Annotated in this window: 16 protein-coding genes; 15 read left to right on the top strand and 1 reads right to left on the bottom strand. The window is 37.6% G+C overall.

Annotated elements, in window-relative coordinates:
* The first annotated feature begins 10 nt into the window (after positions 1-10).
* The 10 genes from leuD (at position 11) to LS684_RS15610 (ending at position 12,441) form a co-directional block, all read left to right on the top strand.
* The gene (gene leuD, locus LS684_RS15655) at positions 11-580 is read left to right on the top strand and encodes a 3-isopropylmalate dehydratase small subunit (protein ID WP_233807303.1); all 570 of its coding nucleotides are present in this window, start codon (positions 11-13) and stop codon (positions 578-580) included.
* Between the two features lie 104 nt (positions 581-684).
* Positions 685-1,704 carry a tetratricopeptide repeat protein gene (locus tag LS684_RS15650; RefSeq protein WP_233807301.1) on the top strand — a complete coding sequence of 340 codons (1,020 nt, stop codon included), beginning with the start codon at positions 685-687 and terminating at the stop codon, positions 1,702-1,704.
* 166 nt (positions 1,705-1,870) lie between these two features.
* Complete coding sequence (tig, locus tag LS684_RS15645) at positions 1,871-3,157, top strand: trigger factor (protein ID WP_233807299.1); 1,287 nt, start codon at positions 1,871-1,873, stop codon at positions 3,155-3,157.
* Positions 3,158-3,519: 362 nt separating this feature from the next.
* Positions 3,520-4,785 carry an ATP-dependent protease ATP-binding subunit ClpX gene (gene clpX, locus LS684_RS15640; protein WP_233807296.1) on the top strand — a complete coding sequence of 422 codons (1,266 nt, stop codon included), beginning with the start codon at positions 3,520-3,522 and terminating at the stop codon, positions 4,783-4,785.
* Between the two features lie 274 nt (positions 4,786-5,059).
* Positions 5,060-6,727: an ATP-dependent protease LonB gene (gene lonB / locus LS684_RS15635; protein WP_233807294.1), complete on the top strand. Its 1,668-nt coding sequence runs from the start codon at positions 5,060-5,062 to the stop codon at positions 6,725-6,727.
* Positions 6,728-6,944: 217 nt separating this feature from the next.
* Positions 6,945-9,272, top strand: a complete 2,328-nt coding sequence (lon, locus tag LS684_RS15630) for an endopeptidase La (protein WP_233807291.1) — start codon at positions 6,945-6,947, stop codon at positions 9,270-9,272.
* Positions 9,269-9,853 carry a ribosome biogenesis GTP-binding protein YihA/YsxC gene (yihA, locus tag LS684_RS15625; protein WP_233807290.1) on the top strand — a complete coding sequence of 195 codons (585 nt, stop codon included), beginning with the start codon at positions 9,269-9,271 and terminating at the stop codon, positions 9,851-9,853. The genes lon and yihA overlap by 4 nt, the downstream gene beginning before the upstream one ends.
* A gap of 352 nt (positions 9,854-10,205) precedes the next feature.
* The gene (locus tag LS684_RS15620; protein WP_432418829.1) at positions 10,206-10,961 is read left to right on the top strand and encodes a transporter substrate-binding domain-containing protein; all 756 of its coding nucleotides are present in this window, start codon (positions 10,206-10,208) and stop codon (positions 10,959-10,961) included.
* 76 nt (positions 10,962-11,037) lie between these two features.
* Complete coding sequence (locus LS684_RS15615) at positions 11,038-11,685, top strand: amino acid ABC transporter permease (protein ID WP_267930281.1); 648 nt, start codon at positions 11,038-11,040, stop codon at positions 11,683-11,685.
* A gap of 18 nt (positions 11,686-11,703) precedes the next feature.
* Positions 11,704-12,441, top strand: coding sequence for an amino acid ABC transporter ATP-binding protein (locus tag LS684_RS15610; protein WP_284701570.1), 738 nt, complete (start codon positions 11,704-11,706; stop codon positions 12,439-12,441).
* 144 nt (positions 12,442-12,585) lie between these two features.
* Here LS684_RS15610 and LS684_RS15605 read toward each other — a convergent pair whose 3' ends face one another.
* Positions 12,586-13,071, bottom strand: coding sequence for a LiaI-LiaF-like domain-containing protein (locus LS684_RS15605; RefSeq protein WP_233807286.1), 486 nt, complete (start codon positions 13,069-13,071; stop codon positions 12,586-12,588).
* A gap of 220 nt (positions 13,072-13,291) precedes the next feature.
* On the opposite strand from LS684_RS15605, the gene hemA reads away from it, so the two are divergent.
* From hemA to hemB, 5 genes are read left to right on the top strand one after another with little or no spacing between them, the layout of a single operon-like run.
* Entirely contained in the window at positions 13,292-14,644 is a 1,353-nt protein-coding gene (gene hemA / locus LS684_RS15600; RefSeq protein WP_233807284.1) for a glutamyl-tRNA reductase, read from the top strand.
* 14 nt (positions 14,645-14,658) lie between these two features.
* Positions 14,659-15,492: a cytochrome C assembly family protein gene (locus tag LS684_RS15595; RefSeq protein WP_233807282.1), complete on the top strand. Its 834-nt coding sequence runs from the start codon at positions 14,659-14,661 to the stop codon at positions 15,490-15,492.
* Between the two features lie 43 nt (positions 15,493-15,535).
* On the top strand, positions 15,536-16,468 hold the full coding sequence (gene hemC, locus LS684_RS15590) for a hydroxymethylbilane synthase (RefSeq protein ID WP_233807280.1): 933 nt from the start codon (positions 15,536-15,538) through the stop codon (positions 16,466-16,468).
* Positions 16,468-17,229, top strand: a complete 762-nt coding sequence (locus tag LS684_RS15585) for a uroporphyrinogen-III synthase (protein ID WP_233807279.1) — start codon at positions 16,468-16,470, stop codon at positions 17,227-17,229. Before hemC ends, LS684_RS15585 begins: the two co-directional genes overlap by 1 nt.
* Positions 17,230-17,253: 24 nt before the next feature.
* Positions 17,254-18,231, top strand: coding sequence for a porphobilinogen synthase (gene hemB, locus LS684_RS15580; RefSeq protein ID WP_233807277.1), 978 nt, complete (start codon positions 17,254-17,256; stop codon positions 18,229-18,231).
* Positions 18,232-18,246: the final 15 nt, after the last annotated feature.

Genomic DNA, 18,246 nt, shown 5'->3' with positions numbered 1-18,246 from the left:
GGGGATGAATATGGAAGAACACGTTGGTACAGCAGTGAGCATGGACCGATCAAATGTAGATACAGATCAAATCATTCCAAAGCAATTTTTAAAACGAATTGAAAAGACTGGCTTTGGCACGTATTTATTTTATGACTGGCGTTATACAGAAACAGGACAACTAGACCCTCGCTTTGAGTTGAACAAAATCAACCATCAAGGATGCACGATCTTAATTGCTAATGAAAACTTTGGCTGTGGATCATCTCGAGAACATGCGCCATGGGCACTTTTAGACTACGGGTTTAAAGTAATAATTGCCCCAAGCTTTGCGGATATTTTTTATCAAAATTGCTTAAAAAATGGCATCGTCCCTGTTCAGTTAACAAAAGAAGACGTTAAATATTTGTTGGAAAAAGGAGGCGAAGAGAAATATCGATTAACTGTATCAATTGTAAATGAAAAAGTGACAGACGATTATGGATTTATTGGGTCCTTTTCATTGCATCCCTACTGGAAGCAAATGCTTATCAATGAGTGGGATGAAATAGAAGTAACCCTGCAGTTAGAGGATGAAATAGCGAAATTCGAAGAGAGGTAGAGCTATTAATGAATTTGAGGTAGGTGTATAGCCTGCCTTTTTGTTTTTTTAAGCTTTACATGCTAAACTTACGTAAAATGACAATGCATAAGGCGGTATAAAGCATGAAGAAAAGAGATCGAAATCAATCAGAACATAAGGTCGTTCTCTTTCCGAATTTGGAAAAAAGGTTAATGGAAAAGGGCTTGGATTGCTTAACGCAAAAAAAATATCAGCAAGCTATCCAATTACTAGAGGAAGCTAAGCAATACACCTCAGACCATGAAGAAATCTATATTGGCTTAATTGTAGGTTACTATGAAACAGGAAACCTTCAGGAAGCAAAGCGGTTAGCAAAAGAAGTTTTACATAAAGGGTTAGGAGATTATATTCATACGGTAGATCTTTACTTAATGATTCTTGTACAGCTACATGAATATGAAGAAATCGTCTCCACAATTGAAGTACTATTAGAAGAAAAGGAAGTGCCAGCGGAAAAGCTGGAGCATTTTTCTAAATTGCTTCATTTTAGTAAGCGAATGGTGGATAGTCAAGGACATCTTTCTGAAGAAGAGGAGAACGGTAGCACTGAACTCCCTAACCTGCTCTCTGTCGAAGATCCAAATGAGCAAATGCTCATAATTGCACAGCTTCAAAGTAAAAATATTCGCCCTTATATTGAACAAATTGAGGCATATTTAACTTCAGATAGCGGACATCCGTTTATGAAAACAATGCTTATAAATCTCTTAGTTGAACAAGAATATAACAAAGAAATAATCATCAAGAAATTGAATCGAGAGGACAAGATGAATCCAGTTCACCTCCCAGTGTTCGGTGAGTTTCCTCAAATGAAGGCAATCGTAAACGAGTTACAGCAACAAGTTGAAAATGAAAACCCAGTTCTATACGGCAATATTGTCAGTTTAGTAGAACGACATTGCTTTATTACCTATCCGTTTGCGTTAGATCCCGATAATGTAAAAGCTTGGGCTGCTGCATATCACATTGTTGGGAATGAATTCTTTGGAATAAAGGAAGAAACATGCGACATTATTGAACAGTATCAAGCACAAATAAGTGATGTAGAGGAGATAAAGGCTACTATCTATAAATTAGAAGAAATTTCTTTTCCTATTATTTAGGCGGGACTGTTGAAACAAAAACAACGTATGTTATAATGTAGTGGTTGTAATGTGTAAAAAAGTACTTTACATATTAAAGAATGGATAACCCTTGTACCGCAGGGCTATATTCATACTAATTCGGTTACGAATGAAATGATAATAGATTTTTGGAGGGAAACATTTTATGTCTACAAAAGTAGAAAGATTAGAAGGGAACCAAGTGGTTCTTACAATTGAAGTAGATGCAGAGAAAGTAAATGAAGGATTAACCGCTGCATTCAATAAGGTTGTTAAACAAGTAAATGTTCCAGGATTCCGTAAAGGGAAAATGCCACGTGCTATGTTTGAAAAGCGCTTTGGTGTGGAATCATTATACCAAGATGCAGTGGATATTCTTCTTCCAGAAGCATATACAAGTGCAATTGATGAAGCTGGAATTGAGCCTGTAGATCGTCCGGATATCGACGTAGAACAAATTGAAAAAGGCAAAAGCCTTATCCTAAAAGCAACTGTAACAGTTAAACCTGAAGTGAAGCTTGGCGAATACAAAGGTTTAGAAGTAGAACCGCTTAGCACAGAAGTAGCTGACGAAGATGTTACAGCTGAACTAACATCTCTTCAAGAAAGACAAGCTGAGCTTGTTGTAAAAGAAGAAGGAACAGCACAAAACGGTGATACAGTTGTAATGGACTTTGAAGGATTCGTTGATGGAGAAGCATTTGAAGGTGGAAAAGCTGAAAACTATTCACTTGAACTTGGTTCAGGTCAATTTATCCCAGGCTTCGAAGATCAATTAGTTGGAACGGCTACTGGAGTGTCTAAAGATGTAGAAGTTTCATTCCCAGAAGAATACCATGCAGCAGAACTTGCAGGTAAGCCAGCTGTTTTCAAAGTAACAATTCATGAAATTAAAACAAAAGAACTTCCAGCGCTAGATGATGAATTCGCTAAAGATGTTGATGAAGAAGTTGAAACTTTAGATGCTTTAAAAGAGAAAATCAAAACGCGTTTAGAAGACAACAAAAAGCATGAAGCAGAGCATTATGTGCGTGATACAGTTGTAGAAAAAGCTGCTGAAAATGCAGAAATTGATCTTCCAGCTGTTATGATTGATACGGAAGTTGACCGCATGCTTCAAGAATTCGAGCAACGCTTACAACAACAAGGTATGAACCTTGAGCTTTACTTCCAATTCTCGGGACAAGATGAAAGTGCACTACGTGATCAAATGAAAGAAGAAGCTGAAAAGCGTGTACGTATGAACTTAACTCTTGAAGCAATTGCGAAAGCTGAGAGCATCGAAGTCACAGATGAAGAAGTAAACGAAGAAGTTCAAAAAATGGCTGATATGTACAACATGACTGTTGAAAACATTCAAAAAGCATTAGGTAGCTTAGAAGGGTTAAAAGCAGACCTTAAAGTTAGAAAAGCTGTTGAATTTCTTGTGGATAACAGCAAGACAGTTGCATAAGATAAAGTAAACGTTTTTCCAATTAGGCAAAAATTGTTACATGATGATATAGAACAAGGCGCGATCTAATCGTGCCTTGTTTTCTACAATTTATACTTACATACATATGATAAAAATGAGTAACACTAGTTTTTATATACCGGTTTATGGTTAAGCTGAATAAGTACATAATTTTTTAGCGGACCACCATTCAACACATTCATTCCATTTGATTGAGCCAGTTCAATAAGAGTTATTATTACCTATGAAGGTAGTATATGTGTTAAAATGCAAATTACATAACAAGTGAATGTGTGAAAAAGGTTTGCGGTGATCCGCTCATTTTTATATAGGTAAGAAAGTTTGTTCAAGGGGTGAAGATATTGTTTAAATTTAATGATGAAAAAGGGCAATTAAAGTGTTCTTTTTGTGGAAAAACACAAGACCAAGTTCGTAAATTAGTTGCCGGTCCAGGTGTATATATATGTGATGAATGTATCGAATTATGTACCGAAATCGTAGAAGAGGAACTTGGGACAGAAGAAGAAGTTGAATTTAAGGATGTTCCGAAGCCTATGGAAATCCGAGCAATTTTAGATGAGTACGTCATTGGGCAAGAACAAGCGAAAAAATCGTTATCGGTTGCTGTTTACAACCATTACAAACGAATTAATTCAAATAGCAAAATTGATGATGTTGAATTATCTAAGAGTAATATTGCGATGATTGGTCCTACTGGAAGCGGAAAAACATTATTAGCGCAAACATTAGCAAGAATACTGAATGTTCCATTTGCGATTGCAGATGCAACTTCTTTAACTGAAGCTGGTTATGTAGGGGAAGATGTAGAAAACATCTTATTAAAATTAATCCAATCCGCTGATTATGATGTAGAAAAGGCTGAAAAAGGAATTATCTACATTGATGAGATTGATAAAGTGGCTCGTAAATCTGAAAATCCTTCTATCACTAGAGATGTATCAGGAGAAGGTGTTCAGCAGGCATTATTAAAGATTCTTGAAGGTACAGTAGCAAGTGTACCTCCACAAGGTGGACGCAAGCATCCTCATCAAGAATTTATCCAAATTGATACGTCCAACATTTTATTCATTTGCGGCGGTGCATTCGATGGTATCGAACAAATCATTAAACGCCGTTTAGGTCAAAAAGTTATTGGATTCGGATCAGATAATAAAGAAGCAGAAGTAGATCAAAAAGAGCTACTTTCTAAAGTGTTACCAGAAGATTTATTGAAATTTGGGCTTATTCCAGAATTTATCGGTCGTTTGCCAGTCATTGCTAGCTTAACGCAGCTAGATGAAGAAGCGTTAATTGAAATTTTAACAAAACCGAAAAATGCACTTGTTAAACAATATCAAAAAATGCTTGAGCTAGACGATGTGGAGCTTGAATTTGAAGAGGAAGCACTGCATGAAATTTCAAAGAAAGCAATTGAAAGAAAAACAGGTGCTCGTGGTCTTCGCTCCATTATTGAAGGAATCATGCTCGATGTTATGTTTGACCTTCCTTCACGTGAGGATATTGTTAAATGTATCATCACAAAGGAAACAGTTTTGGAAAATAGTGCACCGAAGCTTGTACTTGAAGATGGAACGGTTATTGATGAAGAACGTAAAACATCTGCATAATCTTTCTGAAAAAGGGGTTTGGAATGTAACTATTCCAAACTCTTTTTTTGCTTTCTCGATGTCGTGCTCCATTTTGCTGTAGAAATTTGTTCTTCCTCCCTCTTTGCAAATTAGCCGATATAATTAGGAATATGGCACACACTGGAGGATAGAAAACACAGTATTACTAAACACAAGCAGCCTATAAGTTTTCTGTAAAAATTGGTTTATTCCAACTTGGTCAAGGAGATACTAGCAAATATCACCTAGACTATTATGCAGGAGGGATCACGCGATGAGTTGGACGGGGATTGCTTTATTTATTCAGCTATTTTTCGGAATCGTAATCGGGCTGTACTTCTGGAATTTATTAAAAAACCAACGGACTCAAAAAGTATCAATAGACCGAGAATCAAAGAAGGAAATGGATCAACTGAAAAAAATGAGATCCATTAAGCTAACAGAACCACTTTCTGAAAGGGTACGTCCTTCAACCTTTGACGATATAGTTGGTCAAGAAGATGGAATCAAATCGTTAAAAGCAGCGTTATGTGGACCGAACCCACAGCATGTCATTATTTATGGACCACCGGGAGTCGGCAAAACTGCTGCGGCTCGCCTTGTGTTAGAAGAAGCGAAGAAGAATGCAAAAACCCCTTTTCAAGAATCATCTGTTTTCATCGAATTAGATGCAACCACTGCTCGATTTGATGAAAGAGGGATTGCTGATCCTTTAATTGGTTCTGTTCATGATCCAATCTATCAAGGGGCAGGTGCTATGGGGCAAGCGGGAATTCCACAACCCAAACAAGGTGCTGTAACGAATGCACATGGGGGAGTGCTTTTTATTGATGAAATTGGCGAACTTCATCCTATCCAAATGAATAAGCTCCTCAAGGTACTCGAGGATCGAAAAGTATACCTTGAGAGCGCATACTATAGCGAAGAAAATACGCAAATTCCAAACCATATACATGATATTTTTAAAAACGGACTTCCAGCGGATTTTCGTTTAGTTGGTGCAACAACGAGAACGCCAAATGAAATTCCACCTGCCATTCGCTCTAGATGTATGGAGGTCTTTTTTAGAGAGTTAACAGAAGATGAAATTTTCGATATTGGTAAAAAAGCAGCTGAAAAGGTAAAGTTGTCAATCAGCGATCAATCATTAAATACATTGGCATCCTATTGCCGAAATGGAAGAGAAGCAGTGAATTTGATTCAAATTTCAGCTGGAATTGCGATAAATGAAGACCGAGATTATATGAAAGAAGAAGATCTAGAATGGGTGATTCATTCAAGTCAGTTGAACCCGAGGATGGAACGAAAAATTTGTTCAAACCCAGCAGTTGGACTTGTGAATGGTTTAGCTGTACATGGACCAAATACAGGAGCATTATTAGAAATAGAAGTAACGGTGATACCTGCTAAAGAAAAAGGTTCTATTAATATTACTGGTATTGTTGAAGAAGAGAGTATTGGAAATCAAGGGAAATCTGTAAAAAGAAAAAGCATGGCAAAAGGATCAATTGAGAATGTGATTACGGTACTTCGTGCTATGGGTGTACCAGCAGATGAATACGATATTCATGTGAACTTTCCAGGCGGTGTGCCAATAGATGGACCTTCAGCAGGAATTGCGATGGCAACGGGTATATACTCTGCCATTTACAAACGTCCTATAGATCATACTGTTGCGATGACAGGAGAAATAAGCATCCACGGAGCTGTAAAGCCGATTGGTGGAGTGCTACCGAAAGTAAAGGCTGCTTTAAAAGCCGGAGCCAAAACCGTCATCATCCCAGAAGAAAATATGCAATCCATTCTAAAAGAAATAGATGGTATTGAAATTATCCCAGTAAAACACTTTAGTGAAGTGTTAGAAATGTCATTGTTAAAAGAGTATTCAAAGGAACAACCACTGTCAGAAACCATCGATTTGTCGAAACGGGAAAGCGTATAAGGAGAAACTTCGGTTTATAGGAGCTATTGCTATGAACCGAAGTTTTATTTCTTTTGGTTAAGGATGAAATTTCACATATTTTATTAAGGGATTAATGATACTATAAATAGATAACTCTTGTGAATAGACACTTGTACTTAAATAAGATAGAATTGTACAAAGAATTATTCTAATTCCTAATAACGGATATAGTTTTTGCATTTGGAGGTGCAATTGAATGGCGAATACGAAAGAAATCATCGTCCCCCTCCTGCCGCTTCGAGGTTTACTTGTTTACCCTACAATGGTACTACATTTAGATGTAGGGAGAGAGAAGTCTGTACAGGCCCTTGAAAAAGCAATGGTAGATGACCATCTCATTTTTTTAACGACGCAAAAGGATATTTCAATAGATGATCCAATTGAAGATGATCTATATCAAATGGGGACGTTAACGAAAGTTAAGCAAATGCTTAAACTCCCTAACGGTACAATCCGAGTTCTCGTAGAGGGACTACAAAGAGCGGAAATTGTTTCATTTTTTGATGAAAAAGATCATTATGTTGTGAGCATTAAACCTCATGAAGATGAATCAACAAAAGATGTTGAAGATGAAGCATTAATGAGAACCCTGCTCGAGTACTTTGAGCAATACATAAAATTGTCGAAGAAAGTTTCTGCAGAAACGTATTCAACTGTCTCTGATATTGAAGAGCCTGGTCGACTGGCGGATATTGTCTCTTCACATTTGCCTCTAAAGCTTAAAGAGAAGCAAGAGATCTTAGAGATTACAACTATTAAAGAACGATTGAACCGAGTGATTGAAATCATTCATAATGAAAAAGAAGTATTAAACCTTGAAAAGAAAATAGGCCAGCGCGTAAAGAAATCAATGGAACGAACACAAAAAGAATATTACTTACGCGAACAAATGAAGGCCATTCAGAAAGAGTTAGGCGATAAAGAAGGAAAAACAGGTGAGGTCGCAGATCTTGCAGAGAAAATTCAAAACGCAAATATGCCAGATCATATCCTAAAAGCTGCCTTAAAAGAGCTTGACCGCTACGAAAAAGTCCCATCAAGCTCCGCTGAAAGCTCTGTCATTCGAAACTATTTGGAATGGTTAATTTCTCTCCCTTGGTCGAATGCAACGGAAGATGATCTAGATATACTTAAAGCGGAACGGATTTTAGAAAAAGAACATTATGGCTTAGAAAAGGTAAAAGAGCGTGTTCTTGAATATTTAGCTGTTCAGCAATTAACGAACTCATTAAAGGGACCGATTTTATGTTTGGCGGGACCTCCAGGAGTTGGGAAGACGAGCTTAGCACGCTCAATCGCTACCTCATTAAACCGTAATTTTGTGCGAATTTCTCTTGGGGGTGTTCGCGATGAATCAGAAATTCGTGGTCATCGAAGAACATATGTAGGTGCGATGCCAGGTCGGATTATCCAAGGGATGAAAAAGGCGGGAACAATTAACCCTGTTTTCTTATTGGATGAAATTGATAAAATGTCTAGTGATTTTAGAGGAGATCCCTCAGCAGCGATGCTAGAAGTTCTTGATCCAGAACAAAATCATACATTTAGTGATCATTATATTGAAGAAACATATGATCTCTCAAAAGTGTTATTTATAGCAACAGCAAATGACTTAAGTACAATTCCTGGCCCATTAAGAGATCGTATGGAAATCATTACAATTTCGGGTTATACAGAATTAGAGAAAATTCATATTGCAAAGGATCATCTTTTTCCTAAACAAGTAAAAGAACATGGATTATCTAAATCTCAACTGCAAATTCGTGAAGATGGCATTCGTAATATCGTTCGTTACTATACTAGAGAAGCAGGTGTTCGTGGTCTAGAAAGACAGCTTGCAACTGTTTGCCGGAAAACGGCAAAAATTATTGTATCTGGTGAGAAGAAACGCCTGATTATTACGGAGAAAAATGTTGAAGAATTTCTAGGAAAACCGAAATTCCGATATGGACAAGCAGAGATTGAAGATCAAGTAGGCGTGGCAACAGGGTTAGCATATACAACTGTTGGAGGAGATACGTTACAAATTGAAGTATCTCTCTCTCCAGGAAAAGGAAAATTGATTTTAACTGGAAAGCTTGGAGATGTAATGAAGGAATCTGCTCAGGCAGCCTTTAGCTATGTAAGATCTAAAGCGAAAGAGTTAGAAATTGATGAACAATTCCATGAAAAGCATGATATTCATATTCATGTTCCAGAAGGTGCCGTTCCGAAAGATGGTCCTTCAGCTGGAATAACAATCGCAACTGCCCTCGTATCAGCTTTATCTGGTAAGCCAATTCATAAAGAGGTAGGAATGACGGGTGAAATAACCCTACGTGGCCGCGTTTTACCTATTGGTGGAGTAAAAGAAAAAACCTTAAGTGCCCACCGTGCAGGCTTAACAAAAATTATTCTTCCAAAGGATAATGAGAAGGATATAGATGATATCCCAGAAAGTGTTCGAGAGGAATTAGATTTTGTTCTCGTTTCACATGTGGATGAAGTATTAAAACACGCTTTAAGTAATGGAGTCGAATTATGAAAGTAACTAGCGCAGAAATTGTTATTAGTGCAGTAAAGCCTGACCAGTACCCTGGTGAGGCTTTGCCTGAGTTTGCCCTTGCTGGACGTTCAAATGTAGGCAAGTCATCATTCATTAATAAGATGCTCAATCGTAAGAACCTAGCACGAACTTCGTCTAAACCGGGGAAAACACAAACGTTAAATTTCTACTTAATTAACGAGATGCTACACTTTGTCGATGTCCCTGGATACGGATACGCTAAGGTTTCGAAAAAGGAACGTGAAGCTTGGGGAAAAATGCTTGAAAAGTATTTAACGTCTAGAGAGCAATTAAAGGCTGTTCTTTTAATTGTCGATCTCAGACACCCACCAACAAATGATGATATCATGATGTATGATTTTTTAAAGCATTATGAAATTCCGTGCATTGTTGTTGCAACAAAAGCAGATAAAATTCCGAAGACGAAAAGACAGCAGCATTTTAAGAAAACAAAAGAAGCATTAAATTTAGACCCTAATGATCAAATCATCCTCTTCTCTTCTGAAACTGGGGAAGGGAAAGAGACGGCATGGGGAGTATTACAAAGCTATATGAAATAATGAAAAGCTTAGCAGTCGATATTTAGACTGCTAAGCTTTTTATTTTGAAAAGGAGTATGTTGAAAGATTGAACCCTCTTTCTATCAAAAGTGTTCGAGAATCCTCGAATCCTCAAGAGAAAAATGTCAACTAATAGGGAATTAAAAGCATCTGTGAGTAAATGGTGGTTATTGGGAGGGATTTGAAAATAAACTCGTAAGATGGAATAATATCAAAATGTATCGCGTAATATAAACAAATATGAATTTTGAGAATATTTGTACAACATGATAAAGTTAAATTGTCCAATACATATAGATATTAAAAGGGGGAGTTTCACATAGTGAGAAATTGGATAAAAGGTTTATTATTAATGGTAGCTGTTTTTGCTCTAGCAGCTTGTGGATCTAAAGAAACGTCATCAAGCAATGGAGTGGAGTTAGCTGAGGAAGGTAGTTTTATCTTTGCTGCTTCAGGTGAATTTAAACCGTTCAGCGTAACGGATGCTGATGGGAAAATGACGGGCTTTGACATTGAAGTTGGTGAAGCTGTAGCAAAAGAATTAGGTCTTGAGCCAGTGCAGAAAAAGTTTAAATTTGGCGGCATTGTTGAAGGTGTGAAATCTGGTCGTTTTGATGCAGCTGTCGCAAGTCATACGATTACAGAAGAAAGATTGCAAGCTGTTAACTTTTCTACCCCATACTACTATTCGGGACCACAAATCTTTGTTCGTCCTGATAGTTCATCAGAATCCCTCGATGATCTAAAGGATCTAGAAATTGCTGTATCAAAAGGCTCCACTTATGCAGATCAAGCAAAAACTGTAACGGATAAAATTATTTATTATGATAGCGACGTAACCGCATTAGAAGCCCTTAGCAGAGGTAAGCATGATGCTGTTATTACCGATTTTATTACTGGAAAAGAAGCAATTGGCGCAGGAATGGAAATTGAAGGTAGAGAGCTGCTTGGTCGAAGCGAACAAGCAATTGCCATTGGAAAAGACAATGAAGTGCTGCTTAAGAAGGTAAATGAAGCACTCGAAACCTTGCGTGAAAATGGTACCTTAACAGAAATAAGTAAGAAATATTTCGGTGAAGACATCACTGTTGATCCTGAGAAGGAGTAACACGAAAGGGCGAATGGGGATTGTTCCACATTCGTCTTTTTTGGTCTAAAGGTTAGGTATAGAAAGGAGAATGTACTTGGAGCTATTTACTAAGTTTATCGATACATATCCCGTGTTTTTAGACGGTATGCTATTAACATTTAAATTGACGGTCGTATCTATTTTTATCGCAATATTTATTGGTCTGTTTTTTGCTTTTCTAAAAATCTCTAAAATTAAGATACTTGAACTACTGGCCGATTTGTATATCTTTCTTGTGAGAGGAACACCGTTAGTTGTTCAAATCTTTGTTTTCTATTTTGGATTAACGTCGTTAAATATTTCACAATTCTGGTCTGTTGTTCTAGGACTTGCCTTCCATAATGGAGCCTATATAGCAGAAATATTTAGGGGTTCTATTCAGTCGATTGATAAAGGGCAAATGGAAGCAGGAAGGTCATTAGGGATGACGGTTGGATTGTCGATGAGAAGAGTCATTTTGCCACAAGCTTTTCGCAGAGCCCTACCTCCCTTGGGGAATCAATTTATTATCGCATTGAAGGATTCCTCGTTAGCTTCCTTTATTGGGATGTATGAGTTATTTAATGTGGCTACTACGTATGGTTCAAACGAATATGACTACATGAGCTACTTATTAATTGTTGCCGTTTATTATCTAGTTCTAGTGCTATTCTTCTCCATATTAGTGCGTTATGTTGAAAATAAAATGAGCATAAGTGATTAACTGGAAGGGGGACATCAGATGAGTGATTCCATAATGATTACCGTTGATAAATTAAATAAATCGTTCGGAGACCTTCATGTATTAAAGGATATTGATATGACTGTGAAAGAGAGTGATGTGGTCTGCTTAATTGGAGCAAGTGGCTCTGGCAAAAGTACATTACTCCGCTGCTTGAATTTTTTAGAAATGAAGGATTCTGGCAAAGTGATTATTGAAGGAGAACAAATTGAACGGGAAACCCATGATTTAAATAAAGTGAGGGAAAAGGTAGGGATGGTCTTTCAGCACTTTTATTTGTTCCCCCATCGAACGGTCATTGAAAATGTAGTAGACGCTCCTGTTCACGTGAAAAAAGTTCCAAAGGCAGAGGCTATCAAACATGCTGAAGAGCTATTACGAAAAGTGGGTTTAATAGAAAAAAAGGATGTTTACCCTTCTAAGCTATCAGGCGGTCAAAAGCAGCGTGTGGCGATTGCTAGAGCATTAGCGATGAAACCAGACATCATGTTATTCGATGAACCAACATCAGCACTAGATCCTGAGCTAGTTGGCGAGGTACTTTCGACAATGAAGGAGCTAGCTGAGGAAGGAATGACAATGGTCGTTGTTACTCATGAAATGGGATTTGCAAGAGAAGTAGCGGATTGGGTCGTATATATGCATGATGGGCAAATCGTTGAAGTGGGTCATCCAAAAGAGCTCTTCCACGCACCTAAAGAACAGAGAACAAAAGACTTTTTGGATTCAGTTCTTTAAGGACATTCTTACAAAGGAATGGAAGTAGCGTTTGTTTAAGTTACATTCTCAATTGCTTAATAGCAAAGTCTCTCAAATAGTAGGTGAAAATCGTTCAAAATAAAGGTACTTGGTCGATAAAAGCCAAGTACCTTTATTCTTTAATTATTTTCTTTTGAAAAACAACAGATAGCAGCCAATGAGAATAAAGGCAGCTGGCCAGAATCTCCACGCAAAGGAGACGCCATTTTCTAGAAGCCCAAACCACCCGAAGATCTGATCATAGAATAAAAGAAAAATGGCTAAACATAAAAATAACAAGCCCTGGAATAATCCTGTTCCAATTTTTTGATACCTGAGAAGGAATCCTAGTGCGATGATTAAAATAAATGCCCCGACATGATCAGGCCATATGTCAAAACGGTCTACCACATGAAAGTGTAACCCAAATCCCGATAGGATCACTCCTGGAAGAATGACTTCGTAATCCTTCGCCCAATACCCCTGAAATAAGAACGCGATACCGACAATGATTAAAAGAGTCGGCCATGTATAGATTTCTTGAATAATGCTTACATTCGTTTGCTGCAAATAGAAGTAAGCCCCAAATCCAATTAAAATAATACCTGGAAATATTTGTTGATTCTTCATTTGTCACCTCTTCCAATAAGGTCTACTTGAATGTTAGCGCAATATTTGGTACTGTACATAAGGAAGTATTTTGTAGGTATATGTATGTATTTGTTTAGAATATATTTCAATATGTAATTTTACCATAGGATGTCATCATCTGTTCACATTTTTTTAAGTGGTTGCATGTTATAATTAATGTAGTTATTTGTGTAATTTTTTTATTGGGGGGGTCCATTAAATGCACACAATAGTCGTCGGTCTAAATTATAAAACTGCCCCTGTCGAAATTCGTGAAAGATTGACGTTTAATCCGAATCAGCTTGGAGATGCGATGAAAGTTTTACAAACAAAGAAAAGCATCTTAGAGAACGTCATTATATCTACTTGTAACCGAACTGAAATTTATGCGGTAGTTGATCAACTGCATACAGGACGCTACTATGTGAAGGAATTCTTATCAGATTGGTTTAATATAGATCAAAATGAATTTTCTCCGTATTTGTTTATTTACGAGCAAGATGGTGCAATCGAACATCTATTCAATGTTTCTTGCGGATTGAACTCAATGATTCTAGGCGAAACACAGATTTTGGGACAGGTGCGGTCTAGCTTTTTGTTAGGACAAGAAGAAAAGACAACAGGAACTGTTTTTAACCAATTATTTAAGCAAGCGGTTACTTTAGCAAAGCGTGCTCATTCGGAAACTGATATTGGGGCTAATGCCGTATCTGTCAGCTACGCTGCTGTAGAACTAGCTAAGAAAATTTTCGGTACACTCGAAAATAAACATGTTTTAATTTTGGGTGCTGGAAAAATGGGAGAACTCGCTATTCAAAACTTGCATAGTAATGGTGCGAAAAAAGTAACAGTCATTAATCGTACATTTGAAAAAGCGCAGGATTTGGCTAGTCGTTTTGAAGGAAATGCGAAGACTTTACAAGAGCTACAGTGTGCTTTGACTGAAGCAGACATACTGATTAGCTCTACTGGTGCAAAGGAATTTGTTATCACAAAGGACTTAATGTCAAATGTAGAAAGATTGCGTAGAGGCAAACCGCTATTTATGGTAGATATAGCTGTTCCCCGTGATCTCGATCCAAAGCTTGCTGAGTTAGAGTCTGTTTTTCTATATGACATTGACGATTTAGAGGGAATTGTTGAAGCTAATCTTCAAGAACGCAAAAAGGCTGCAGAAGCGATCATGCTAATGATTGAAGCAGAAATCGTCGACTTCAAGCTATGGTTAAATATGCTTGGAGTGGTTCCAGTCATTTCTGCGTTAAGAGAGAAAGCACTCTCTATACAAGCAGAAACGATGAAGAGCATTGAACGAAAAATGCCGAACCTATCTGAGCGGGAAATGAAGGTTTTAAATAAGCATACGAAAAGTATTATTAACCAACTTTTAAAGGATCCTATTTTACAAGTGAAGGAGTTAGCTGCTCAACCAGATGGAGAAGAAGCTCTCGATTTATTTGTGAAAATGTTTAATATTGAAGCGTATCTTCATAATGAAAAAATTGAATCTAATATAGCAGCCGAAACAAAACCATTGATTGTTAAGGCACCTCAGGCTTCCTTTCAATCATAAAAGGAGAGCGTTTCATGTTTGATATGTATATGACACGGCTGCATGAACTTACAGTAGTTCTTTACGCCTTGAGCATATTATTATATTTTATTGATTTTCTGCATGATAACCGGAAGGCGAACCGATTTGCCTTCTGGTTACTTGCATTTGTATGGATTTTACAAACATTATTTTTATTTTTGTATATGTTAAAAACCGGTCGATTCCCGGTGTTGACTATCTTTGAGGGCCTATATTTTTACGCTTGGGTCTTAATCACTCTATCTTTGGCGATTAACCGTTTGTTAAGGGTGGACTTTACCGTATTTTTTACGAATGTTTTGGGCTTTATTATTATGGCCATTCATACATTCGCTCCTGTCCAATTTGATTCACAGGTAATGGCTCAACAGTTAGTTTCAGAGCTGTTGCTGATTCATATAACAGTCGCAATCCTATCATACGGTGCATTTTCAATTTCATTTGTGTTTTCTCTCCTGTACCTCATTCAGTATGATTTATTGAAGCGGAAGAAATGGGGAAAGAGACTACAAAGAATAGCAGACCTATCTAAGCTCGAGCATATGTCTTATGTCTTAAATGTTATTGGCGTTCCTATGCTCATGATTGGTGTCATTCTCGGAATGCAATGGGCGTATATAAAAGTGCCAGATATGCACTGGTATGATGCAAAAATTCTAGGTTCTTTTATAGTTCTAATCGTGTATGGGGTGTATCTCTATCTAAGAGTAAGCAAGGGGATGTTCGGAAAGTCATTAGCACTTTGGAATATCGGTTCTTTTTTAATCGTGCTAATTAACTTTTTCCTATTTGGAAGGTTGTCTTCCTTCCATTTATGGTATTCGTAAATTTTGGCTATACTTTACTACAATTGCGTAATTGGAGGCTACTATGAGAAAAATTATCGTTGGTTCAAGACGAAGTAAATTAGCATTAACTCAAACGAATTGGGTGATTAATCAATTAAAGAAACTCAATCCGTCATTTGACTTTGAAGTAAAGGAAATTGTCACAAAAGGTGATCGTATTCTAGATGTGACCCTTTCTAAAGTAGGTGGAAAAGGGTTGTTTGTAAAGGAAATTGAGCAAGCGATGCTCGATAAAGAAATCGACATGGCTGTACATAGTATGAAGGATATGCCAGCTGTTCTACCTGATGGTTTAACAATCGGGTGTATCCCTGTGAGAGAGGATCATCGAGATGCATTGATATCGAGAAATCATGTATCCTTGGCTGAGCTAAAGCCAGGTTCTATTGTTGGAACAAGTAGTCTTCGTCGCAGTGCGCAAATATTAGCCAAAAGACCTGACTTAGAAATTAAATGGATTCGCGGGAATATTGATACTAGACTTGCAAAATTGGAAACAGAAGAATATGATGCAATTATTCTAGCAGCAGCTGGGTTATCACGAATGGGATGGGCTTCAGATGTTGTGACCGAGTTCCTTGATGCTGAAACATCCCTTCCTGCTGTTGGACAGGGGGCATTATCGATTGAGTGCCGTATGAGCGATACTGAGCTATTGGCACTTTTAGATCAATTTAATTGTATTCAAACGAGCCAAGCTGTTAAAGCAGAACGAGCTTTTCTGAATAAAATGGAAGGTGGCTGCCAAGTTCCTATTGCTGGATACGCAACAATTGATGATCAAGATGAAATTGTTCTTACAGCTCTTGTTGCTTCACCAGATGGAAAGATCATTCATAAAGAACAGGTCACTGGTCAAGACCCCGAGCAATTAGGCAATCTTGCAGCAGAACGCTTAATTGCAAAAGGTGCGAAGAAGTTGATTGACCAAGTGAAAGAGGAGTTAGAACAATAATGACCTACCCCCTTCCTTTAGACGGAAAAGGAGTTCTCATTCCAAGAGGGAATGGACAGGCCAAGTCTTTTTCAAGCCTCGTTGAAAAGTTTGGAGGGATTCCAATTGAAATCCCTCTCATTGCTTTTCAGCCTGTTAATGAAACGAAGCAGTTATTGACTATTTTTCAGCAGTTACATACATACAATTGGATCATATTCACTAGCAAAGTAACGGTTGAAACGTTCTTTTCATTTAATCCAACACCACTCCCAAAAATAGCTGTAATTGGAGAAAAGACCAAAGAATGGGTAGAAAAAAAAGGTTATGATGTTGCTTTCCTGCCAACTGGATATGTCGCTGAAACTTTTGTAAAAGACTTTCTACCGAGGGCTTCTAAGGGAGAGAAAGTACTTATTCCAAAAGGAAGCTTGGCAAGAGATTATATAGCAAATAGTTTAAGTGACTCCGGAATATATGTTGACGAAGTAGTGATATATGAGACGTACTTTCCTAAAGATAGCAAAGTGCAACTAAAGAAGGCTATAATGGAAAAGAAGTTAGATATTCTTGCATTTACAAGTCCTTCTACTGTTAATCATTTTATTGAATGCATAGAAGAGTATCATTTATGGGAACAGATTGAGAATTGCCTAGTTACTTGCATTGGTCCTGTTACCTATGAACGTGCCATTGCATTGGGGCTTTCTGTTCATGTAGTACCAGAGCAATACACAGTTGAAGCGATGATAAAGAGCATAAATAATTTTATAACGAAATGAATAATTCAAATGGAGGGAAACGATATGGAATTACAATTCACTCGCCATCGACGTTTAAGGAATTCAGCTAATTTACGAGCTATGGTTCGTGAAACACACTTACATACAGAAGATCTTATTTATCCGTTATTCATTATTGAAGGTGAAAAAATCAAAAACCCCGTTTCCTCTATGCCTGGAGTCTTTCAGATTTCTTTAGACCTTTTAAAAGAAGAAATGGAAGAGATTGTCTCATTAAATATTAAATCGGTCTTGCTTTTCGGTATTCCAGCTGAAAAAGATGAATGCGGAACAGGGGCATATCATGATCATGGAATCGTTCAAGAGGCGACGAAGCTGATTAAAAATGAATTTCCAGAAATCATTGTAATTGCTGATACATGTCTTTGTGAGTATACAAGTCATGGACATTGTGGCGTAATTGAGGATGGAAAAGTAATGAATGATCCTTCCCTAGAATTATTAGTACAAACAGCTGTTAGTCAAGCGAAAGCGGGAGCTGATATCATTGCCCCATCAAATATGATGGACGGATTTGTGGCAGCAATTAGAGCCGGACTAGATGAAGCAGGCTTTTCGGATCTACCTATCATGTCTTACGGTGTTAAATACTCTTCTGCGTTTTATGGACCGTTTAGAGATGCGGCTGAAAGCGCTCCCCAGTTTGGCGATCGTAAAACATACCAAATGGACCCAGCGAACCGTCTTGAAGCATTGCGGGAAGCAGAGACGGATGTGCTTGAGGGAGCTGACTTCTTAATTGTGAAGCCAGGTCTTCCTTATCTAGACATTGTTCGAGATGTAAAAAACAATCATCATTTACCGGTAGTGATTTACAATGTAAGTGGTGAGTATTCCATGGTAAAGGCTGCAGCACAGAACGGATGGATTGATGAAAAAGCAATCGTTATGGAAATGCTAGTAGGGATGAAGCGTGCAGGAGCTGATCTCATAATTACTTATCATGCAAAAGATGCCGCTCGTTGGTTAAAGGAACAATAAACAAGGAAAGAGGGA

The sequence above is a fragment of the Cytobacillus spongiae genome (genome assembly GCF_021390075.1).
This window is presented reverse-complemented; position numbering and strand designations above follow the sequence as displayed.

Bases quoted from the DNA above. Each gene is read 5' to 3' on its own strand.
- leuD (WP_233807303.1), top strand. From the start codon at position 11: ATGGAAGAACACGTTGGTACAGCAGTGAGCATGGACCGATCAAATGTA.
- LS684_RS15650 (WP_233807301.1), top strand. From the start codon at position 685: ATGAAGAAAAGAGATCGAAATCAATCAGAACATAAGGTCGTTCTCTTT.
- tig (WP_233807299.1), top strand. From the start codon at position 1,871: ATGTCTACAAAAGTAGAAAGATTAGAAGGGAACCAAGTGGTTCTTACA.
- lonB (WP_233807294.1), top strand. From the start codon at position 5,060: ATGAGTTGGACGGGGATTGCTTTATTTATTCAGCTATTTTTCGGAATC.
- lon (WP_233807291.1), top strand. From the start codon at position 6,945: ATGGCGAATACGAAAGAAATCATCGTCCCCCTCCTGCCGCTTCGAGGT.
- yihA (WP_233807290.1), top strand. From the start codon at position 9,269: ATGAAAGTAACTAGCGCAGAAATTGTTATTAGTGCAGTAAAGCCTGAC.
- LS684_RS15620 (WP_432418829.1), top strand. From the start codon at position 10,206: ATGGTAGCTGTTTTTGCTCTAGCAGCTTGTGGATCTAAAGAAACGTCA.
- LS684_RS15610 (WP_284701570.1), top strand. From the start codon at position 11,704: ATGAGTGATTCCATAATGATTACCGTTGATAAATTAAATAAATCGTTC.
- LS684_RS15605 (WP_233807286.1), bottom strand. From the start codon at position 13,071: ATGAAGAATCAACAAATATTTCCAGGTATTATTTTAATTGGATTTGGG.
- hemA (WP_233807284.1), top strand. From the start codon at position 13,292: ATGCACACAATAGTCGTCGGTCTAAATTATAAAACTGCCCCTGTCGAA.
- LS684_RS15595 (WP_233807282.1), top strand. From the start codon at position 14,659: ATGTTTGATATGTATATGACACGGCTGCATGAACTTACAGTAGTTCTT.
- hemC (WP_233807280.1), top strand. From the start codon at position 15,536: ATGAGAAAAATTATCGTTGGTTCAAGACGAAGTAAATTAGCATTAACT.
- LS684_RS15585 (WP_233807279.1), top strand. From the start codon at position 16,468: ATGACCTACCCCCTTCCTTTAGACGGAAAAGGAGTTCTCATTCCAAGA.
- hemB (WP_233807277.1), top strand. From the start codon at position 17,254: ATGGAATTACAATTCACTCGCCATCGACGTTTAAGGAATTCAGCTAAT.